This is a genomic window from Arthrobacter sp. 05L421 (genome assembly GCF_056397785.1).
This window is the reverse complement of sequence record NZ_JBFTOC010000048.1, coordinates 1-2,883: the sequence shown is the minus strand read 5'-3', so window position 1 is coordinate 2,883 and position 2,883 is coordinate 1. Positions and strand designations below refer to the sequence as shown.

Annotated in this window: 1 protein-coding gene and 1 rRNA gene; one reads left to right on the top strand and one right to left on the bottom strand. The window is 66.1% G+C overall.

Features of this window, described 5'->3' with window-relative positions:
• Nucleotides 1–93: ribosomal RNA gene (rrf, locus tag AC1DKQ_RS22295) — 5S ribosomal RNA — on the top strand; the annotation flags it as partial.
• 66 nt (nt 94–159) lie between these two features.
• Here rrf and AC1DKQ_RS22290 read toward each other — a convergent pair.
• On the bottom strand, nt 160–2,694 hold the full coding sequence (locus tag AC1DKQ_RS22290; protein ID WP_476886320.1) for an HAD-IC family P-type ATPase: 2,535 nt from the start codon (nt 2,692–2,694) through the stop codon (nt 160–162).
• Nucleotides 2,695–2,883 lie beyond the last annotated feature (189 nt).

The following is a 2,883-nucleotide window of genomic DNA, read 5'->3' as shown; positions in this document are numbered from 1 at the left end:
ACGCCCGGTCCCATCCCGAACCCGGAAGCTAAGACCCACAGCGCCGATGGTACTGCACCCGGGAGGGTGTGGGAGAGTAGGTCACCGCCGGAACACCATTAACGGTCGAGGACCCCCAACCACGTTGGGGGTCCTCCCGCATTTAACCGGCACAACCCGCTACGGGTCGGCCGGGAACCCTCCCGCGACCGGGAAGATCCGGGCATGGATCTGGGCCAGGACCTCGACCGCGAGGCCCCCGCCTGCCCCGCACACCACGGCCGCCAGCAACAACCCGCCGGGTGGGCGGGAGAGCAGGAAGAACTCCTGCGCGAGCGGCACGTTGAGCAGGAGCACCAGCGAGACACTCATGCCCACCACCACGGCCAGACGACCTGCATTAAGAGGCCGGGAGACAGCTGAGAGTATCCACAGCCCGACCATGGACAGCGTCAGCACAGAGGCGCTGCTGACTTGTTCTGGCGTGGCCGTGCCGGCCAGCGGCGCGAGTGCGTTCAGTGTGAGCAGGGAAGCCGTCACGATCAGTCCTGCAGGCAAGGAGAACCACAGTGACCGGCGCAGGAACCCGGGCTGATAGCGGCGTGGGTTCGGCATGAGCGCCAAGAAGAAGGCCGGGATTCCGATCGTCAGGCCGTCTGTGAAGGATAGCTGGCGGGGAAGAAACGGGAACTCCCACTGCAGGAGCCCGAAGGTCATCGCGATGGCAGTCGCATAGACTGTTTTACTGAGGAAGAGGCTGGAGACCCGCTCAATATTGGCAATGACCTGCCTGCCCTCAGCGAGGACTCCGGGAAGCCGGTCGAAGCGGCCGTCGAGCAACACCAGGCGCGCCACAGCCTTCGTGGCGGGTGCCGCAGAGTCCATGGCGATGCCAAGATCGGCCGTCTTGAGCGCGAGGGCGTCGTTGACGCCGTCGCCGGTCATTGCCACAGTATGTCCCCGGCGCTGGAGTGCCTCGACCATCTGCCTCTTCTGGGCGGGCGTCACCCTGCCAAACACCATATTTGATTCCATCACCTCCTCCAGCTGCAGCGGGTCCTCCGGCAGAGAGCGTGCGTCGAAGCCCTCCGTGACCTCCAGGCCAACTTGGCGGGCAATAGCGGCAACGGTCCGGGGATCGTCACCGGAAATGATCTTCAAACCGACACCTTCGGCGCGGAAGAACTTGAGGGTCTCCCGGGCATCCGAACGGGGCTGTTCCCGGAAAGTCAGGAGTGCAACAGGACGGAGCGACTCCGGCAGCTGCTCCATCTTCCCCTCGTCAGGTAGCTGCCCGCCGCGGGCCAGAATCAGGGTCCGCAGCCCGGTCTCCGCCAAGTCGCCGGCCTGGCGCAGTACGTCTTGCCGATCCGGTCCGTCGGACTGGCCCGGTACGGTGCCGTGGCGCGCGGGGATCGCTAGCGGCTGGGGCCGGGCCGGGTCCTCGACAAGGACCATTTCCGGTGCCCCGAGAATCCAGGTGTGCGCCGCACGGGTTCGTCCGTCGAAACTGACCCCGCTCCACTTCCGGGCGGAGGAGAACGGCACCGTCGAGATCGGCTGAAGGCCGCCGTCGTCCTCAAAAACAGTGCTCAGGCAGCGTGCTGTGGCATTCGCCTCAGGTTCAGCGCCGAACCATGCGAGGACCTGCTCCCATCCCGGCTCCGGCACCAAAAGGTGTAGAGCATCAAAGACCAGTCCACCCTCCGTGAGGGTGCCCGTCTTGTCCATGCACAGTACGTCGACGCGCGCCAGTCCCTCAACAGCCGCGAGTTCCTGGATCAGCACGTTGTGTTTAGCGAGCCGGACTCCGCCAACGGCGAAGGCAACACTCGTCAACAGCACGAGTCCCAGCGGGACGATGGCGATCACGCTGGCAATGAGGCCCACTAAGACCGCCGTCCACGCCCCCGCGGATTGGACGGCCTCCCAGCCGCCGCGCGCCCGGATCTCGCCGTTGAGCACGAGGATCGCCATAGGCAGGAGCACCCAGGCAATCCAACCGAGTACGCGGTTGAGGCTGTTGCGGATCTCGGAGTTCACCAGCGAGAAGCGGCGCGCATCTGCAGTCAGTCGGCTCGCGAACGCCGCTGCCCCGACTCGGACAACCTGGGCCCTGCCGTGGCCGGCCACAATGATCGATCCGGAGAGCACTTCGGATCCTGCGTCCTTGCCCACGGGATCCGCTTCGCCAGTGAGGAGCGACTCGTCCACCTCGAGGCCGGACGCGTCGAGTACGGCGGCGTCCGCGGTGACCTGATCTCCGGCCCGGAGCACCAGGACCTCGTCGCGGACGACGTCGGCCGTGGCGATCTCCTGGATTTCACCATCGCGCAGCACCCGTGCGAGTGGGGCGTCAAGAACAGCCAGCCGGTCCAAGGACTTCTTGGCCCTGTATTCCTCGACGACGCCGATCACGGCGTTGCCGACCGCGGCGAGTCCGAACAGGGCATCCTGCCATTGCCCCAGAAGCAGCAGGAGGAGGAAGCTGGTGCCGACGATTGCGTTGAAGAGCGTGAAGACGTTGGCCCGGAAGATTTGCCACAGGCTACGGCTGGGGTGTCCGGCACGCGGTTGGTAAGCCCACGCTCGACCCGTGCTGTCACCTGCTGCTGCGAAAGGCCCCTGGCGGCCGGCCGGGACGCACTTCGATGGAGCGATGTTCGTCTCTGGCGCCGGCGGTGTGCCCTCACCCTCCGATGGTATCCGCCGCAACGCGAGGATGTGATGGAGGGTACAGGGAGGATAGGCCGTCCCGGGGTGCCGTTTGGGGGTCGGGAGCGGTGTTCTGCCGCGGATTTCCGGGGTTGCGGGGTGGTGGGGCCGTGGCSGGGGGTGGAGTTGCGGTGGGGCGTGGGTGGGTGTATTGTTTTCTAAGTCGCCGAGAGGGAGACCAGCGAGAAG